Annotated in this window: 17 protein-coding genes; 4 read left to right on the top strand and 13 right to left on the bottom strand. The window is 67.5% G+C overall.

The features are described 5' to 3' along the window. Window positions 1-69: 69 nt before the first annotated feature. From egtE to AC5Y5Z_RS11640, 10 genes are all read right to left on the bottom strand, one after another. Complete coding sequence (gene egtE / locus AC5Y5Z_RS11685) at window positions 70-1,179, bottom strand: ergothioneine biosynthesis PLP-dependent enzyme EgtE (RefSeq protein WP_499925232.1); 1,110 nt, start codon at window positions 1,177-1,179, stop codon at window positions 70-72. After that, a complete protein-coding gene (gene egtD / locus AC5Y5Z_RS11680; protein ID WP_463826013.1) occupies window positions 1,176-2,141 on the bottom strand; it encodes an L-histidine N(alpha)-methyltransferase in 966 nt (321 codons plus the stop codon). The genes egtE and egtD overlap by 4 nt, the downstream gene beginning before the upstream one ends. Further along, a complete protein-coding gene (gene egtC / locus AC5Y5Z_RS11675) occupies window positions 2,141-2,839 on the bottom strand; it encodes an ergothioneine biosynthesis protein EgtC (RefSeq protein ID WP_463826014.1) in 699 nt (232 codons plus the stop codon). The genes egtD and egtC overlap by 1 nt, the downstream gene beginning before the upstream one ends. Continuing rightward, the gene (gene egtB, locus AC5Y5Z_RS11670; protein WP_499925230.1) at window positions 2,839-4,116 is read right to left on the bottom strand and encodes an ergothioneine biosynthesis protein EgtB; all 1,278 of its coding nucleotides are present in this window, start codon (window positions 4,114-4,116) and stop codon (window positions 2,839-2,841) included. The genes egtC and egtB overlap by 1 nt, the downstream gene beginning before the upstream one ends. After that, window positions 4,113-5,393 carry an ergothioneine biosynthesis glutamate--cysteine ligase EgtA gene (egtA, locus tag AC5Y5Z_RS11665; protein ID WP_463826016.1) on the bottom strand — a complete coding sequence of 427 codons (1,281 nt, stop codon included), beginning with the start codon at window positions 5,391-5,393 and terminating at the stop codon, window positions 4,113-4,115. Before egtA ends, egtB begins: the two co-directional genes overlap by 4 nt. 182 nt (window positions 5,394-5,575) lie before the next feature. Beyond that, entirely contained in the window at window positions 5,576-7,024 is a 1,449-nt protein-coding gene (locus tag AC5Y5Z_RS11660) for a catalase (RefSeq protein WP_463826017.1), read from the bottom strand. Window positions 7,025-7,093: 69 nt separating this feature from the next. Beyond that, complete coding sequence (locus tag AC5Y5Z_RS11655; RefSeq protein ID WP_499925229.1) at window positions 7,094-7,474, bottom strand: hypothetical protein; 381 nt, start codon at window positions 7,472-7,474, stop codon at window positions 7,094-7,096. A 114-nt stretch (window positions 7,475-7,588) separates the two neighbouring features. Continuing rightward, complete coding sequence (locus tag AC5Y5Z_RS11650; RefSeq protein WP_473140321.1) at window positions 7,589-7,945, bottom strand: hypothetical protein; 357 nt, start codon at window positions 7,943-7,945, stop codon at window positions 7,589-7,591. 57 nt (window positions 7,946-8,002) lie between these two features. After that, window positions 8,003-9,040: an aspartate-semialdehyde dehydrogenase gene (locus AC5Y5Z_RS11645; RefSeq protein ID WP_499925227.1), complete on the bottom strand. Its 1,038-nt coding sequence runs from the start codon at window positions 9,038-9,040 to the stop codon at window positions 8,003-8,005. Further along, window positions 9,041-10,306 (bottom strand): aspartate kinase, encoded by a 1,266-nt coding sequence (locus AC5Y5Z_RS11640; protein WP_463826021.1) that lies wholly within the window; start codon window positions 10,304-10,306, stop codon window positions 9,041-9,043. 103 nt (window positions 10,307-10,409) lie between these two features. On the opposite strand from AC5Y5Z_RS11640, the gene AC5Y5Z_RS11635 reads away from it, so the two are divergent. Together AC5Y5Z_RS11635 and leuA are read left to right on the top strand one after the other, a co-directional pair. Next, complete coding sequence (locus AC5Y5Z_RS11635; protein ID WP_463826022.1) at window positions 10,410-10,829, top strand: TIGR02611 family protein; 420 nt, start codon at window positions 10,410-10,412, stop codon at window positions 10,827-10,829. Window positions 10,830-10,998: 169 nt separating this feature from the next. Continuing rightward, window positions 10,999-12,801: a 2-isopropylmalate synthase gene (gene leuA, locus AC5Y5Z_RS11630; RefSeq protein ID WP_499925224.1), complete on the top strand. Its 1,803-nt coding sequence runs from the start codon at window positions 10,999-11,001 to the stop codon at window positions 12,799-12,801. Window positions 12,802-13,002: 201 nt separating this feature from the next. Here leuA and AC5Y5Z_RS11625 read toward each other — a convergent pair whose 3' ends face one another. Then, entirely contained in the window at window positions 13,003-13,995 is a 993-nt protein-coding gene (locus tag AC5Y5Z_RS11625) for a DEDDh family exonuclease (protein WP_499925222.1), read from the bottom strand. Window positions 13,996-14,180: 185 nt separating this feature from the next. Between AC5Y5Z_RS11625 and AC5Y5Z_RS11620 the strand changes: the two genes are divergently transcribed. After that, window positions 14,181-15,410: a Mur ligase family protein gene (locus tag AC5Y5Z_RS11620; protein ID WP_463826025.1), complete on the top strand. Its 1,230-nt coding sequence runs from the start codon at window positions 14,181-14,183 to the stop codon at window positions 15,408-15,410. Beyond that, a complete protein-coding gene (locus AC5Y5Z_RS11615; RefSeq protein ID WP_473140326.1) occupies window positions 15,403-16,110 on the top strand; it encodes a type 1 glutamine amidotransferase in 708 nt (235 codons plus the stop codon). The genes AC5Y5Z_RS11620 and AC5Y5Z_RS11615 overlap by 8 nt, the downstream gene beginning before the upstream one ends. Here AC5Y5Z_RS11615 and recR read toward each other — a convergent pair. Then, entirely contained in the window at window positions 16,107-16,718 is a 612-nt protein-coding gene (gene recR / locus AC5Y5Z_RS11610; RefSeq protein WP_463826027.1) for a recombination mediator RecR, read from the bottom strand. The two genes, AC5Y5Z_RS11615 and recR, sit on opposite strands and share 4 nt — an antisense overlap. Before the next feature lie 9 nt (window positions 16,719-16,727). Further along, window positions 16,728-17,111: a YbaB/EbfC family nucleoid-associated protein gene (locus AC5Y5Z_RS11605; protein WP_499925220.1), complete on the bottom strand. Its 384-nt coding sequence runs from the start codon at window positions 17,109-17,111 to the stop codon at window positions 16,728-16,730. Between the last annotated feature and the right edge of the window lie 60 nt (window positions 17,112-17,171).

Below are 17,171 nucleotides of genomic sequence, written 5' to 3'. Positions count from 1 at the left end.
AGTACCTCGACGGCATTTCCCGGGACCTTTTGGATGGATCAAATGCTCCGGCCAAACTTCGCGGTATGTCTAGTCGGCGGTGGTCGCCGCAGTCGCTTCGATCAGCGATTCGGCGAACATCTCCAGATCTTCGGCCGTGGTGTCCAGGTGCGGCGAAATGCGCAGTACGGGCGCGGTCAACTCCAATGGGGCACGCGGCAGCCCAGCATAGGTGGTCAGGATGCCTCGCTCGGCCAGCAACCAGGCCCGCACCGCTTCGACGTCAGCGCCGTCGACCGGCAGCAGCGTGGTGATCGCGCTGGCTTCGTTCACCTCCTCGATCACCAGCCAACCGTCGACATCGGCCAACAGCGACCGCGCCGCCGCGCCGAGGTCCGCCAACCCGGCACGCACCGACTCCGGCCCACAGGCCAGGTACTCCCCTACCGCCACCGAGAAACCCACGCGCGCCGCGACATTCGCCTCACCAAAGCCGAGCTCCGCGCCCGGCACCCGCGGCGTCAACCGCTGCATCAGATCGGGTCGCACCGCAAGCACGCCAACGCCCCGCGGCCCGGCGAGCCATTTGCGCGACGACGCATAGGTGACGTCGGCACCCACCGCGCAGTCGATCTGACCCAGTGCCTGAGCGGCATCCACCACCAGCGGCAAACTCAGCTCCCGGCACAACTCGGCCACCATCGCCAGCGGTTGCACCGTGCCGCGGTGGCTGGCCACCGGGGTGAGATGCACCAGGTCCGGGGGGTTCTCCTCCAGGTCGAAAGCCGCGTCGTCGATCGCCAGCCGGCCGTCGTCCAGCGTCGGCAGCTGACGCACCTCGAACCCGTGCGCGGCCATCACGGTCAGGTTCGGCCCGTACTCACCGGGCAGGCAGGCCAGCACCCTGCGGTCGGCCGGCCAACTGCTCAGCAGCAGATCCAGCGCGTGCAACGACCCGGTGGTGAACACCACCTCCGCATCGAGCGCCCCGCACAGGGTTGCGACGCCGACACGCCCGGCGTCCAGGACCGACGTCGCGGCCTCAGCAGCGACGTATCCGCCGACCTCCGCCTCGTGCACGGCGTGCCGCGCCGCAGCGTCCAGCGCGGCGAAACTCTGCCGCGAACAGGCAGCGCTGTCCAGGTGCAACCCGGCCGCCGGCGGCCGGGAATCTCGCCAAAGCTGCTGCAGCGACGTCATTTAACGGCCAGCGACAAACCGAAGTCACCCGCGTCGTCGGTCCACCACCGCAGCCGGCGCAGGCCGGCGGCGGCCAATTCGGCTTCGACCGCATCCGGGCGGAACTTGCACGACACCTCCGTCAGCATCTCTTCGCCCGCGTCGAAGTCGACGGTCAGGTCGAGCGCACCAACGCGGACCCGCTGGGGTCGGGTCGAGCGCAGCCACATCTCGATGCGTTCCTCCTCGGCGTTCCACCGCGCGACGTGCTCAAAGGCGTCGACGTCGAAATCCCCGGCGAGCTGGCGGTTGATCACCGCCAGCACGTTGCGGTTGAACTGAGCGGTGACACCCGCGGCGTCGTCGTAGGCTCTGATCAACCGGGCGGTGTCCTTCACCAGATCGGTACCCAACAGCAGGCTGTCACCGGGACGCATCACCCCGGAAAGCGCCGTCAGGAAGTCCGAGCGCGGGCCCGGCGTCAAATTGCCGATTGTGGAGCCCAAGAACACGAACAACCGCCGGCCACCGGAGGGGATCTCGGTCAGGTGCTCTTCGAAATCCCCGCACACGGCGTTGATCTCGATGCCCGCGTATTCACGCTGAATGGCGGCGGCAGCCCCGGACAGCACGCTGGCATCGACGTCGAACGGTACGAAGCTGCGCAGCGCCCCACCTGCGCGCAACGCGTCGAGCAGGAGCCGGGTCTTCTCCGAGGTTCCGCTGCCCAGTTCGACCAATGTGTCGGCCTGGCTGGCCGCGGCGATTTCGGCAGCGCGGGCGCGCAGGATCGCGGCCTCGGCCCGGGTCGGGTAGTACTCCGGCAACCGGGTGATCTGGTCGAACAACTCGCTGCCGACCGCATCGTAGAACCACTTGGGCGGCAACGATTTCGGTGTCTGCTGCAGACCGGCGAACACGTCACGGCGCAACGCGCGCAGGGCCGCGTCGGCTGCGAGATGGTTCGATAGCGTGAGCGTCATCAGATTCCTTTCGGGCGGTTGAGCGCTACGACGGTCACACCGCCGTGGTCGACCTCCACCAGATGGCGGTCGGGCACGTCTTCCCAATCCGGGTCGTCATCGTAGGGTTCGCTGGCCAGCACGACGCCGTCGCCGCGACGCAGGATGGACAGCGTGTCACCCCACGCAGTGGCGATGAGACGCGAACCGTTGGCGGCCAGGATGTTCAGTCTGGCCAGCGGATCGGCGGTACCGATCTCGACGATGGTCTGAGCCAGAGTGTCTACCCCCTGGGCGAACACATATGCGGCGAGAACCGCACTGTCGCACACGGATTCGGCCGCACCAGTCGCAGGCAGCACCGTCCGGTCGACCACGCCGTTATGCGAGAGCAACCACTGGCCGTCGGTGAACGGCGCTGTCGCACTCGGCTCGATGGGCATACCGATGGTCGCCGAACGCACCGCCGCCACCACGCAATGGCTGTGCAACGCCGGCGCCACCGACGCGAACGACGGGTCTGCCCACAACGGGGCCGCGCTGCGCCAGCGTCGCGGCGTGTCACCGTCGAAAAAGCCCACGCCCCAGCCGTCCGCGTTCATCAACCCGTGCTGCTGGCGGCGCGGCGCATAGGACTGCACCCGCAGAGCCTGCGGCGGATCGAGCACCAGCGAAGCGACGCTGACGGACGTTCCGAACCACCCCAGATGACGGCACATCAGACCGACCACGCAAGGCGCACACCGGAGAAGATCTGCCGACGGTAGGGGTGATCCCAGTTGCGAAAGCTCGGCCGCAGGATGGACGGCGCCACCGCCCAGGACCCGCCGCGCAGCACCCGGTAGTCCCCGTCGAAGAACGGTTGGGAGTAACGCTCATAAATCATCGGCACGAAACCGGGCCACGGGCGCAGCGGCGAACTAGTCCACTCCCAGACATCCCCGAGCATCTGCTCGACGCCGTATGCCGACGCGCCGGACGGGTAGGCGCCGACGGGTGCCGGACGCAGGGACTCCCCGCCGAGGTTGGCGCGTCGGGCGCAGGGCTCGTCATCTCCCCAGGGGTAGCGGCGGCGCGAGCCGGTCGCGGGATCCCAGGCGCAGGCCTTCTCCCATTCGATTTCGGTGGGCAGCCGGGCACCGGCCCACGCCGCGTAGGCCTGGGCCTCGAAGTAGCTGACGTGCTGAACTGGTTCGTCCGCGGGAATGTGCTCGACATAGCCGAACCGGGTTCGCGTCCGGCCGTCCGGACTCCAGAACTGCGGCGCCTGCAGACCCGCCTGCTGCCGGTGTTGCCAACCGCGGCGCGACCACCAGCGCGGATCCGCGTAGCCGCCGTCGTCGACGAAGTGCCGCCATTCGCCGTTGGTGACCGGCACCCGGCCGATCCGGAAGCCCGGCACCTCCACGACGTGCGCGGGACGTTCGTTGTCCAGCGAGTGCGGCTCCGTCGCGGCGTCCACACCCAGCACGAACGGCCCGGCAGGCACCAGCACCGACGTTCCCGGCAAGCCGGCCCGGCCCGTCGGCAGCACGGTGGCGTTCGCCAGCAGCGGCGCACCGGTGCGCAGGTTGAGGGCCTGCAGCATGGTTTCGCCGTGCTGGTTCTCATGGCTGATGACCAGGCCGAACTGAAAGTCGCCGGCGTCCTCGGGGAGCGCATCCAGCGCGTCCAACGCGGCCGCCCGCACGGTGCGGCAGTAGGACCGGGCCTCGGCCGGGGACAGCAACGGCAAATCGACCCGGCTGGCGCGGGAGTGCACGAAAGCGTCGTACAGCCCCTCGATCTCCGGGGGCAGGGTGCCTGGACACCGCACGTCGCCGCCGCGCAAGAGCCACAGTTCTTCCTGCTGGCCGATGTGGGCCAGGTCCCACACCAGCGGACTCATCAGCGGGTCGTACTGGCGCAGCAGTTCGTCGTCATCGAAGTCCACCAGCCGCAGGGTGCGTGTCCGTGCCCGCTCCAGATCCTCGGCGAGCCGGTCGCGTGCGATCACGAGTCACCCTGCGCCAACCGGGTGACCGTGGCGGCGATGCCGTGTTCGATCACCCGGTCGGCGAAGTCGTCGGCGGGACATCGCCCGAGTTCAACGTCGAGTAGCAGCCGCTGCACCGCCGGAGCGAGCGCGGCTGGCGCGCGCTCGGCGGCGATCGCGACACAGCGGTTGGCCGCGGTGTACAGGCGCCGGTCAAGCAGCCCGACCCGGGCCGCGGTGTCCCACGCGGTGGCCACCGGCTCGACAGCCTCAGCTGCGAGCTGTGCCGCCACAGGATCATCGAGGAGAGTGACCAGGGTGAACACCAGCGCCGGCCAGATGTTCGCGGGGAGGCTGTCGAGGTAACGGATCTCCAGCCATCGCCGCGGCCGCACCGGCGGAAACAGCGTGGTCAGGTGATACTGCAGGTCGGCGAGGTTGGGGCGGCGCGCGTCAAGCAGAACCCGCCCGTCCACCCAGTCGGTGAACGGCACATAGTGCGTAACCGGGGATGCCTGCTGGGATCCCGGACTTCGGACCAGCATCACCGGCGCCTTCAGCGCGTACCGTGCCCAGTCGGTGCCGGGATCGTCGCCGCTGACCCCGAGCACCGGCCCGCACCGCGCGGAGTCCATCTGGCCCCAGACCCGCTGCCGGGTGGACTGCCAGCCCGAGAACTCGCCATTGAGCATCGGGGAGTTGGCGGCGATCGCGATCATGGTCGGCCCCAGGGCATGGGCCAGCCGCACCCGACCCGCCCAGCCTGACTCCGGGCCGGCGTCCAGATTGACCTGGATCGACGCCGTCGAGGTCATCATGGCCGCGCCGGCCGCCCCACTGTCACTGGCTGCGAAAAACTGCTCCATGGCCCGGTACCGTGCGCCGGGATTGATCCTGGCCGGTGACCGCAACGGGTCGGTGCCCAGAAACACCAATCCCAGCCCCGCCTCGGCGACAGCTGCCCGCAATACCGCCTGATCGCGGCGCATCGCGTCGATCGCGTTCAGCACGCCGTCGGCCGGCGGACCGGAAAGTTCCACCGCACCACCGGGTTCCACGGTGACCGCACTGCCGCCCGGGAGCGGACCCAGCCAATCGAGCACGCCGGAGATCTCCCCCCAGCTCGGACGACGGGCCGGATCGGCGGGGTCGAAGCAGTGTGCCTCGACCTCCAGACCGACCCGCCCGAGCGGACCGTCCACCAGGCATTCATCGGCGATGAGCTGCGCAACCGCGGCCGAGCTGTCCAGCTCGGCATCGAGCGACAACGCGGCGGCGGTGCCGGCGGTCCGGGTCATAGCACCATCCCTCCGGAACCCAGCTGATTCGCAACGGTGATTACGACAACCACCATCACTTCATCTTCCAGACGGCGCCGACATATTCCCGCACGGTTGGAGTGCACGGGTTAAACATGTACCCAATTTCCGTCCGGCCGCTCGGCCTGGCGGCCCCTCGAGCTGGCCCCGGAATACCGGCGTCAACCCAGATTCGCCCGCACGCCCTCCTCCACCTTCTTGCCCAAGTCGGGGTCGACGTTTCGCCAGTACTCGAACACCCGCGACAGGACCGGCTCCTTCACACCATCAGAGACATGCCCGATGATGTTATGCGCCAACCGATCCCGCTGGGCGTCGTCGAGAACGTCGCGGACCAGGGTGCCGGCCTGGCCCCAGTCGTCGTCCTCCGGCCGCAGCGTGTACGCCGAGCGGACCATCTCGCCGTCGGCGAACCAGCGCACCTCGGCAGCGCGACGCGGATCTGCGTGCGGCCCACCGAACGAATTGGGCGCATACACCGGGTCGGACGCATTCTTGATCCGCATCGCCCCATCCTTGGAATAGCTGTTGACTTCAACGTGAGGCGAATTCACCGGAATCTGCTTGTAGTTGACGCCCAACCGGGCCCGGTGCGCGTCGGCGTAGGAGAAACCCCGGCCCAGCAACATCTTGTCCGGGCTCAACCCGGTGCCCGGCACGATGTTGTTGGGCTCGAACGCCGCCTGCTCCATTTCGGCGTGATAGTCGGTGACGTTGCGGTTCAGCGTCATCTTGCCGACGTCGATCAGCGGGTAGTCGCCGTGCGGCCACACCTTGGTGAGGTCGAAGGGATTGAACCGGTAGGTCTTGGCCTCCTCGAACGGCATGATCTGCATCTTGAGCGTCCAGCTGGGGAAGTTTCCGGCCTCGATGCTGTCGTACAGATCGCGCTGGTGATAGTCGCCGTCCTCACCGGCCAGCCGGTCGGCGTCCTCCTGCGTGAGGAAGTCGATGCCCTGGTCGGTGATGAAGTGATACTTCACCCAGAAGATCTCGTCGTTGGCGTTGATCCAGCTGTAGGTGTGGCTGCTGTATCCGTTCATGTGCCGCCAGTTCTTCGGGATACCGCGATCCCCCATCAACCACGTCACCTGATGCGCCGACTCCGGCGTGAGAGTCCAGAAGTCCCACTGCATGTTGTGGTCGCGCACATTGCTTGCCTGGAGCCGCTTCTGGGACCGGATGAAGTGCTGGAACTTCAACGGGTCGCGAATGAAGAAAACCGGGGTGTTGTTGCCGACCATGTCGAAGTTGCCTTCGCTGGTGTAGAACTTCAGCGCGAAGCCACGGGGGTCGCGCCAGGTGTCTGGGCTGCCGCGCTCGCCGGCCACCGTCGAGAACCTGGCCACCATCTCGGTCTTGGCACCCGGCTGGAATACCGCGGCCCGGGTGTACTGGCTCACGTCGTTGGTCACCTCGAACTGGCCGAACGCGCCGCCGCCTTTGGCGTGGGGCTGACGCTCCGGGATGCGCTCCCGGTTGAATTGCGCCATCTGCTCGATCAGGTAGTGGTCCTGCAGCAGCAGTGGGCCGTCCGGACCGATGGACAACGACTCCTTGTCGCTGGGTGCCGGGCTGCCACCGTCGGTGGTGGTGTAACGCTCCGTCATTACGTTATCTCCTGTAACTGGGCTGTTAACGGAAAACTCAAGGGCTGCAAAGTTATTCGAGAAAGACGGCTAGCGCCCGGGCGCACTGGTGGACGGCGCGCCGGGTCCGGAGGTATTCGGGGACTGACCCGGACCTGGCGGACCACTGGGACCCCCGGGCGGGAAGCCGGGCCCCATCCCAGGCGGCGGAGGTCCGGGTTGCCAACCCGGACCACCGGGCTGGAACATGCCGTGGTGATGGCGGTGATGGTGGTGGCACTTGCCGGCGCCGACCACCATCGCCCCGGCGAAGAACAGGGTCGAGGCGATGAACGTGATGCAGGCGACGATCACCACCCACGCGGCAACCCGGAAGAGGGGCGGCGGTTTTTCGTAGTGGCGCGCCGGCGGGGGTGGCGGGGCGGTGTCGGTCGAGGCGGTGGAAGTCGGCGGCAGGGCGGTATCACTCACATCTTCGAATATTGCCTAGGTCCGCGGCACCGTAAAGGGATGCGGCAACAAAGTTGCCGTGAATTGATGAAGCCCGGCGCTCTGACGAGCGCCGGGCGTCGATTATGCCGAGAGTCAGCGACCGGGAGTCGGGGCGACCGTGGTGGACGGCGAGACCGAGGGAGGTACCTGGCCGGGACCGCCGGGCCCGTTGCCGGGGGCAACTGACGGGGCCCCGCCCCCGGGGTAACCCGAGCGATGGAACATCGCCGGGTGGTGCTTGTGGTGGCGGTGATGGCCGCCGCCGTGCCCGGCGGCCAGGCCCAGCCGGAATCCGGTGAAGAAGATGACCGAGACGATGAACACGATGCCGGCGACGATGGCGACCCAAGCCGCGGCCTTGAAGACCTTCGGCGTGCGGTGTTCGACGCGTTCTGCAGGGGCGACCGCGGTGGTGGTCGTAGTGGGCGGGATGTCAGAAATTTGGCTCATGAAATGGATGATGCCGGGCCAACCAGTAGTGACCGCTATGGGCAAGCTATGTAGCAGCTATGACTGCGCAGCCAGCAGCTCCGCGATCTGAATGGTGTTCAGCGCGGCGCCCTTGCGCAGATTGTCCCCGGAGATGAACAGCGCCAGTCCGCGCCCGTCCGGGACGCCGGGGTCGTGGCGGATCCGGCCGACCAGGGACTCGTCGACACCGGCGGCGGCCAGCGGGGTGGGCACGTCGACCAGTTTGACCCCCGCCGCGCCGTCCAACAGTTCGCGCGCCCGCTCGGGGGAGAGTGGTCGGGCGAACTCGGCGTTGATGGACAGCGAGTGCCCGGTGAACACCGGGACCCGTACACAGGTGCCGCTGACCAGCAGGTCCGGAATGCCCAGGATCTTGCGGCTCTCCGAACGCAGCTTCTGGTCCTCGTCGGTCTCCCCGGAGCCGTCGTCGACCAGGGACCCCGCCAGCGGCACCACGTTGAACGCGATCGGGGCGACGTACTTGCTCGGCGGGGGAAAATCGACCGCACGTCCGTCGTGCACCAACTGCTCGGCGCCGTCGATCACCGCACGCGCCTGGGTGGCAAGTTCCTCGACCCCGGCCAGGCCACTGCCCGAAACCGCCTGGTAGGACGACGCGACGAAACGGGTCAGCTGCGCCTCGTCATGCAGCACTTTGAGGACCGGCATCGCGGCCATCGTGGTGCAGTTCGGGTTGGCGATGATGCCTTTCGGGCGATTACCGGCATCCCGTTCGAAATTCACTTCAGAAACCACCAGCGGCACATCGGGGTCCTTGCGCCAGGCCGAGGAGTTGTCGATCACCGTCACTCCGGCCGCGGCGAACCGCGGCGCCTGCACCTTCGACATGGCTCCCCCGGCGGAGAACAGCGCGATGTCCAGGCCGGTCGGGTCCGCGGTTTCGGCGTCCTCGACCTCGATCTCCTGGCCCCGGAACGGTAGCTTGCGGCCCTGGGAGCGGGCCGAGGCGAAGAACCGCACGGATTCGGCCGGGAAATCCCGCTCCTCGAGCAGGGTTCGCATCACCTGGCCTACCTGGCCGGTGGCGCCGACTACACCAATCGACAGGCCCATCTACCGGCCCGTCCCCGCGTACACCGTCGCCTCCTCCTCGCCGCCCAGGCCGAAGGCTTCGTGCAACGCCACGACGGCCTTGTCCAGTTCGGTGTCGCGGCACAGTACTGAGATCCTGATCTCAGAGGTGGAGATCAGCTCGATGTTGACGCCGACCGCGGCCAGCGCCTCACAGAACGTCGCGGTGACGCCGGGGTGGCTGCGCATACCGGCTCCGATCAGCGACACTTTGCCGATGTGGTCGTCGTAGAGCAGTTGCAGGAAGCCGATCTCGTCTTTGAGCGAGTCCAGCTTGGCCACCGCGGTCGGCCCGCTGTCGCGAGCGCAGGTGAAGGTGATGTCGGTCTTGCCGTCCTCCACCTTGGACACGTTCTGCAACACCATGTCGATGTTCACGTCGGCGTCGGCGACGGCTCGGAACACTTTGGCCGCATAGCCGGGGATGTCGGGGATCCCGACGATGGTTACCTTGGCCTCGCTGCGGTCGTGCGCGACTCCGGTCAGGATGGGGTCTTCCATGGCGATGTCCTTGATCGATCCGACGACGACGGTGCCTGGCCGGTCCGAGTAGGACGACCGAACATGCACTGGCAGGTTGTAACGGCGGGCATATTCGACGCACCGCAGCATCAGCACCTTGGCCCCGCAGGCCGCCATCTCGAGCATCTCCTCGAAGGTGACGGTGTCGAGCTTGCGGGCATTAGGGACGATCCGCGGGTCGGCGCTGAAAATGCCGTCTACATCGGTGTAGATCTCGCAGACGTCGGCGCCGAGCGCCGAAGCCAGCGCGACCGCCGTGGTGTCCGACCCGCCGCGACCCAGCGTGGTGACGTCGCGGGTGTCCTGGCTGACACCCTGGAAGCCGGCCACCAGGACGATCCGGCCCTCGTCCAGCGCGGCCTGCAACCGGCCGGGCGTGACGTTGATGATTTTGGCGTTGCCGTGCGTGCCGGTGGTGATGACACCGGCCTGCGAACCGGTGAACGAGCGGGCGTGGGCGCCCAACGACTCGATCGCCATGGCTACCAGCGCATTGGAGATGCGCTCACCCGCGGTCAGCAGCATGTCGAGTTCGCGCGGCGGGGGCACCGGGCAGACCTGTTGGGCCAGGTCGAGCAGGTCATCGGTGGTATCGCCCATCGCGGACACCACTACGACGACGTCATTGCCCTGCTTCTTGGTCTCCACGATCCGCTCGGCAACGCGACGAATCCGGTCGGCGTCAGCCACCGAGGATCCGCCGTACTTCTGCACGACGAGCGCCACTGAATTGTCCTGTCTGGGATTACTTAACCGGCTCTAAGTCCACAACAGGATACGCGGCGACGCATCTCGATTTACATCGACGCGTAGTCGATACGGTGCAGGGGTGAGCAAGGAGCACAAGCCGGTCAGGCGCCGATTGGGCCGGGCACGGGATCGGCTGCGGGAGTGGCCCACGGTGGATTTCGGCTACCGCATCCTGGTGGGCGTCGTAGGCGTGGCGCTACTGACAGTGGGGATCATCGCCATCCCCTATCCGGGACCGGGCTGGGCGATCGTGTTCCTGGGGCTGGCCGTGCTGGCCACCGAGTTCGACGTTTTCCGGCGGCTGCTGAAGTACGTCCGTGGTCGCTACGACGCTGTCATGCAGTGGCTTGGCCGGCAGCATCCGGCGGTACGGGCCGCCGCGACATTGCTCACCGCCGCCGTGACGGTTGCGACATTGTGGCTGCTGGGCAGTTTCGGCTGGGTGGCCGGACTGGTGGGGTTGGACTGGGATTGGCTGAAGAGCCCGCTACAAAGGTGAATCCATGCGGTTTTGGTGATCGGGCCGACCGCGGTAGAGTTCAGCACGTGCAGCGGGTGCTCCTTCTCGGACGCCGCGACGGGGTCTGATCCAGACCGGCTTCCCGTCGCGGGTGTTTCGCGATGCGCCGGTCTGAGGTTCCTCATTCACACCCCCTGGAGCACCCACCGTGACTAATCCCAATTCATCCGATGCCTACGTATCGGCCCGCACCGTCATCAAACCCGCCGGCCCGCCGCGGTCCGGTCAGCCCGCCTGGAACCCGCAACGCGGCACATCGATGCCGGTCAACCGCTACCGCCCGTTCGCCGACGAGGTCGAGCCGATCCGGCTGACCGACCGCACCTGGCCCGACCGCGTCATCGAGCACGCACCGCTGTGGTGTGCCGTCGACCTGCGCGACGGAAATCAGGCGTTGATCGACCCGATGAGTCCGGCCCGCAAACGGCGCATGTTCGATCTGCTGGTCCGGATGGGCTATAAGGAGATCGAGGTCGGTTTCCCCTCAGCCAGCCAGACCGACTTCGACTTCGTCCGCGAGATCATCAACGACGGCGCCATCCCGGACGACGTCACCATTCAGGTGCTGACCCAGTGTCGTCCCGAATTGATCGAACGCACCTTCCTCGCGTGCGACGGCGCGCCGCAGGCGATCGTGCACTTCTACAACTCGACGTCGATCCTGCAGCGCCGGGTGGTGTTCCGCGCCGACCGGGACGCGGTGCAGGCCATCGCGACCGACGGCGCGCGCAAGTGCGTCGAGGAAGCGGCCAAGTACCCGGGAACCCGGTGGCGCTTCGAATATTCGCCGGAGTCCTACACCGGAACCGAGCTGGAGTACGCCCGCGACGTGTGCGACGCCGTGGGTGCTGTCATCCAGCCGACGCCGGACAACCCGATCATCTTCAACCTGCCAGCCACCGTGGAGATGGCCACACCCAACGTCTACGCCGACTCGATCGAGTGGATGAGCCGGAACTTGGCGCGTCGCGACTCCGTCATCCTGAGCCTGCACCCGCACAATGACCGCGGAACCGCCGTCGCCGCAGCCGAACTCGGCTACCAGGCCGGTGCCGACCGGATCGAGGGATGCCTGTTCGGCAACGGCGAACGCACCGGGAACGTGTGCCTGGTCACGCTGGGCCTGAATCTGTTCTCCCGCGGCGTGGACCCCCAAATCGACTTCTCCAACATCGACGAGATCCGCCGCACGGTGGAGTACTGCAATCAGCTGCCGGTCCACGAACGCCATCCCTATGGTGGCGACCTGGTCTATACCGCGTTCTCGGGTAGCCATCAGGACGCCATCAACAAGGGGCTGGACCAGATGAAGGTCGATGCCGATGCCGCGAACTCGGACGTCGAGGACATGTTGTGGCAGGTGCCGTATCTGCCGATCGACCCCAAGGACGTGGGTCGCACCTACGAGGCGGTGATCCGGGTCAACTCGCAGTCCGGCAAGGGCGGCGTGGCCTACATCATGAAGGCCGACCACGGCCTGGCCCTGCCACGCCGGCTGCAGATCGAGTTTTCCCAGGTCATTCAGAAAATGGCGGACGGGGACGGCGGTGAAGTATCGCCCAAGGAAATGTGGGAAGCGTTCTCCGAGGAGTACCTCGCCCCGGTCCTGCCGCTGGAACGGGTCAAGCAGCGGGTGGACGCGTCCGAAGAAGACACCGGCACCACCACCATTGCGGCCACGGTCAAGATCGACGGGGTGGAGACCGAGATCAGCGGCGCCGGAAACGGCCCACTTGCCGCGTTCATCGACGCGCTGGGGACCGTCGGATTCGACGTGGCGGTGCTGGACTATTCCGAGCACGCGATGAGCGCCGGTGACGACGCGCAGGCCGCGGCGTATGTCGAGGCTTCGGTCGCCGGAAAGACGGTGTGGGGTGTCGGGATCGCCCCGTCGATCACCACGGCATCGCTACGGGCGGTGGTGTCAGCGGTGAACCGGGCCTCCCGCTGAGAATTGCGTTCCACAGGGCAAACCCGGCCCTGGGGGGTCGGGGGTCGGGCCGGGTTTGCGGTTTGTTAGCTGAAGAGTGAGTCCCCGGTCGAAATCGCTTACCGGATAAGCGTTTCGAGTCTCTCTCTTACATGTGTTGAATAGCCCGGAGGCTGCGGTACGAAACGTCGAACCGCGATTTGCCGCACATTCGGCACGACGTCAGAACAGAACGAACTGCTCGTCGTCCGCGGTGGCGTCGACGAAGTGCTCCATGCTCCGGCCACCGACGACGGACTCGACGCTGTCCATGAACAGCGCGTCGGGCACCACCGGGACCCCCAACTGCCTGGCGTGATAGCCCTTGCCGTGCTCCGGTGCGGCGTCGTTACATACCACCAGCGAAGTCTCGCGGTCGACGTCATCGCTGTAGGCCAACCCGGCGTGCAGGATCCGCTCGACCAGTTCCTCGTGGGTGCGGCCGACCTCGGCCGCCAGCGCCACCCGCATGCCCTGTACCAGTGGCCGGCCCGAGATGTAGCGACCCGGGTTCAGATAAGGACAGGGCATCCGGGCAGCCAGCGCTTTGAGCGGTCGCAGCTCGTCATGGGTGACCCGCCCGTTCGGCCAGCAGCGCCGGGTCACCGGGCGCACGGGCAGCCAGATGTCGCGGGCCCGCGCCCGCTGCAGGGCAGCGGCGAGCACTTCGGTCAACACCATCGCATCGTCGAACGCGTCATGCGGGCGTTCCTGAGTCACACCCCAGTGCGCGGCCAACGTCTGCAGCCGCAGATTCTGCACGCCGAGTTCCAGGCGTCGGGCCAACTCGACCGTGCACATGACTGAGTCGATCGGCAGTTCGGCCCCGGCCATCTCGGCCTCCGCCGCCAGGAACGAATAGTCGAATGCGACGTTGTGGGCCACCAGGGTGCGGCCGCGCAACACCTCGATCACGTCGTCGACGATGTCGGCGAATTGCGGCTGGTCCTCGAGCATCGTGGGGGTCAGTCCGTGCACATGCGTAGGACCCGGGTCCACGCCCGGGTTGAGCAGGCTGACCACTGACTGCTCGACCTGCCCGAACTGATCGAGACCCAGTGCGGCGATACTGATGACCCGGGCCTGACCTGGGCGAAAGCCCGAAGTCTCGACGTCGATGACGGCCCATCCCCCGTCCTGCTCTCGGGCGGGCCGGCCCCAGGACATCCGGTTCATGGGTCGAGGATGGCACGCCCGGCCGACATCGCCGACAAAGCAGCGCGCCGTGTCGGCGCTGAACATGATTGACGGCGACCCGCTTCGCCCGGAAAAGCGCCGCGCTTGCGATCGGCTCGGTTTCTGACGGCGACCCGCTTCGCCCGGAAAAGCGCCGCGCTTGCGATCGCCTTAAACTTCCCCGGGTGATCACCGCTCGCGCACGACTGGCCCTTGCCGCCGGAGCAAGTGCGCGGTGGGCGTCGCGCGTCACCGGTCGCGGGGCCGGCGCGATGATCGGTGGCCTGGTCGCGATGACGCTGGACCGCTCGGTGCTGCGGCAACTCGGAGTGGGTCGGCGCACCGTCATCGTGACCGGCACCAACGGCAAGTCCACGACCACCCGGATGACCGCTGCCGCGCTGAGCACGCTCGGGGCGGTGGCCACCAACGCCGAAGGCGCCAACATGGACGCCGGCCTGGTGGCGGCGCTGGCCGCCGACCGTCGGGCCGGGTTGGCCGCCCTGGAAGTCGACGAGATGCATGTGCCGCACGTGTCGGACGCGGTCGAACCGGCCGCCATCGTGCTGCTCAACCTGTCCCGCGACCAGCTGGACCGGGTCGGCGAGATCAACGTCATCGAACGCACCCTGCGCGCCGGGCTGGCCCGCCATCCCACGGCGGTCGTCGTGGCCAACTGCGACGACGTGCTGATGACGTCGGCCGCGTACGACAGCCCGGACGTGGTCTGGGTGGCTGCGGGCGGATCGTGGGCCAACGACTCGGTGAGTTGCCCGCGCAGCGGTGAGGTCATCGTCCGGGACCGGGGTCACTGGTATTCCACCGGTGCCGACTTCAAACGGCCCAGCCCGCAGTGGTGGTTCGACGAGGAGACGCTATACGGGCCCGACGGGCTGGCGTTGCCGATGCAGTTGGGCCTGCCCGGCGCGGTGAACAGGGGCAACGCGGCGCAGGCGGTGGCGGCCGCCGTCGCGCTGGGCGCCGACCCCGCCGACGCGGTCGCGGCGGTGGCCGGGGTCGACGAGGTCGCCGGGCGGTACCGGACGGTGCGGGTGGGCGCGCACGAGGCGCGGATCCTGCTGGCCAAGAACCCGGCCGGCTGGCAGGAAGCGTTGTCGATGGTCGACAAGCACGCCGACGGTGTGGTGATCGCGGTCAACGGACAGGTGCCGGACGGGGAGGATCTGTCCTGGCTGTGGGACGTCCGGTTCGAGCACTTCGAGAACACCGCCGTTGTCGCGGCAGGCGAGCGGGGCACCGACCTCGCGGTGCGGCTGGGGTACGCGGGCGTCAAGCACACCCTGGTGCACGACACGGTGGCAGCCATCGCGTCGTGTCCACCCGGCCGGGTGGAGGTAGTCGCCAACTACACCGCCTTCCTGCAGCTCAACCGGAGGTTGGCCCGCAATGGCTGAATCCCGCGTGCGGATCGGGCTGGTGTTGCCCGACGTGATGGGCACCTACGGCGACGGCGGCAACGCCGTGGTGTTGCGGCAACGGCTACTGCTGCGCGATATCCCGGCCGAGATTGTCGAGATCACCCTGGCCGACCCGGTCCCGGATTCATTGGACCTCTACACCCTCGGCGGCGCGGAAGACTATGCGCAACGCCTGGCCACCCGCCACCTGATCCGCCACCCCGGCCTGCAGCGGGCGGCCGACCGCGGCGCCCCTGTGCTGGCGATCTGCGCGGCCGTGCAGGTGCTGGGGCACTGGTATGAGACGTCGTCGGGCGAACGGGTCGACGGTGTCGGAATGCTGGATGCGACGACATCGCCGCAGCAGGTGCGGACCATCGGCGAACTGGTGGCCAAACCTCTGCTGCCCGGTCTGACCGAACGCCTCACCGGCTTTGAGAACCACCGGGGCGGAACAGATCTTGGTTCCCTGGCCAGGCCGTTGAGTGCGGTGGTCAAGGGTGCCGGCAACCGGGCGGGCGACGGATTCGACGGGGTGGTGCAGGGCAACGTCATCGCGACCTACATGCACGGCCCGTGCCTGGCCCGCAACCCCGAACTCGCCGATCTGCTGCTGAGCAAAGTAGTAGGCGAGCTGTCGCCGCTACAGCTTCCGGAGGTGGACCTGCTGCGTCGCGAGCGGCTGTCGGCGCGTTAGACCATCGCGCGGCGGCCGATGAGTGCGCGCCCCAAGGTCAGCTCGTCGGCGAATTCCAGATCGCCGCCCATCGGCAAGCCTGAGGCGATCCGCGTCACTGTGAGGCCGGGGATGTCGCGCAGCATCCGCACCAGGTAGGTGGCGGTGGCCTCGCCCTCGGTGTTGGGATCGGTGGCGATGATCACCTCGGCGATGTCGACGCCGTCCACTCGCTCGCCGATCCGGGTCAGCAACTCCCGGATCCGCAGCTGTTCAGGGCCGATGCCGGACAGCGGGTCCAGCGCCCCGCCCAGCACGTGGTAGCGGCCGCGGAACTCCCGGGTGCGCTCCACGGCCTGAATGTCCTTGGGCTCCTCCACGACGCACACCAGCGAACCGTCCCGGCGCGGATCGGCACAGATCCGGCACCGTTCGTCGTCGGACACGTTGCCGCATACCGCGCAGAACTGAACTCCGTCCCGAACCTTGCCCAGCACGGCGGTCAACCGATCGATCTCCGGTGGCTCGACCGACAGCAGGTGGAAAGCAATGCGTTGCGCGCTCTTGGGTCCGATGCCCGGCAGCTTGCCGAGTTCGTCGATCAGATCCTGGACGGGCCCTTCGAACATGCGGCCGGTCTACAGGCCCGGCACACCCGGCGCACCGGGCGGCGTACCCGGCGGCGCAGGAGGCGCGGACGGTGCGGACGGTGCGGGCGGACGCATCCCACCTGCCAGCGCACCGAGCCGCTCCTGAGCCATCCGAGTGACTTGCTTGGATGCGTCACCCATCGCCCCGACGATCAGGTCCTGCAGGGTCTCGATGTCGTTGGGGTCGACGACCTTCGGGTCGATCTTGACGCCGACGACCTCGCCGCTGCCTTTGACGACGACCTCGACCAGCCCGCCACCGGCTTGACCATGCACCTCGGAATTAGCCAGCTGTTGCTGAGCCTCGAGCAGTTTCTGCTGCATCTGCTGCGCCTGAGCCAGCAGCTGCGACATATCGCCTCCGGGTTGCATGACAGTCCCCTCGCATCTTGGTCTCGAGTTGGTTTCGCCTGCGGGTGTCGGGCGATTCGA

This window comes from Mycobacterium sp. NGS29 (assembly GCF_059812965.1).
The sequence above is the reverse complement of the archived record's forward strand: the minus strand, read 5'-3'. Positions and strand labels throughout refer to the sequence as shown.

Excerpts from the sequence above, each read along its gene's own strand:
- egtE (WP_499925232.1), bottom strand. The coding sequence starts at position 1,179 with ATGACGTCGCTGCAGCAGCTTTGGCGAGATTCCCGGCCGCCGGCGGCC.
- egtD (WP_463826013.1), bottom strand. The coding sequence starts at position 2,141 with ATGACGCTCACGCTATCGAACCATCTCGCAGCCGACGCGGCCCTGCGC.
- egtC (WP_463826014.1), bottom strand. The coding sequence starts at position 2,839 with ATGTGCCGTCATCTGGGGTGGTTCGGAACGTCCGTCAGCGTCGCTTCG.
- egtA (WP_463826016.1), bottom strand. The coding sequence starts at position 5,393 with ATGACCCGGACCGCCGGCACCGCCGCCGCGTTGTCGCTCGATGCCGAG.
- AC5Y5Z_RS11660 (WP_463826017.1), bottom strand. The coding sequence starts at position 7,024 with ATGACGGAGCGTTACACCACCACCGACGGTGGCAGCCCGGCACCCAGC.
- AC5Y5Z_RS11650 (WP_473140321.1), bottom strand. The coding sequence starts at position 7,945 with ATGAGCCAAATTTCTGACATCCCGCCCACTACGACCACCACCGCGGTC.
- AC5Y5Z_RS11645 (WP_499925227.1), bottom strand. The coding sequence starts at position 9,040 with ATGGGCCTGTCGATTGGTGTAGTCGGCGCCACCGGCCAGGTAGGCCAG.
- AC5Y5Z_RS11625 (WP_499925222.1), bottom strand. The coding sequence starts at position 13,995 with ATGAACCGGATGTCCTGGGGCCGGCCCGCCCGAGAGCAGGACGGGGGA.
- AC5Y5Z_RS11615 (WP_473140326.1), top strand. The coding sequence starts at position 15,403 with ATGGCTGAATCCCGCGTGCGGATCGGGCTGGTGTTGCCCGACGTGATG.
- recR (WP_463826027.1), bottom strand. The coding sequence starts at position 16,718 with ATGTTCGAAGGGCCCGTCCAGGATCTGATCGACGAACTCGGCAAGCTG.
- AC5Y5Z_RS11605 (WP_499925220.1), bottom strand. The coding sequence starts at position 17,111 with ATGCAACCCGGAGGCGATATGTCGCAGCTGCTGGCTCAGGCGCAGCAG.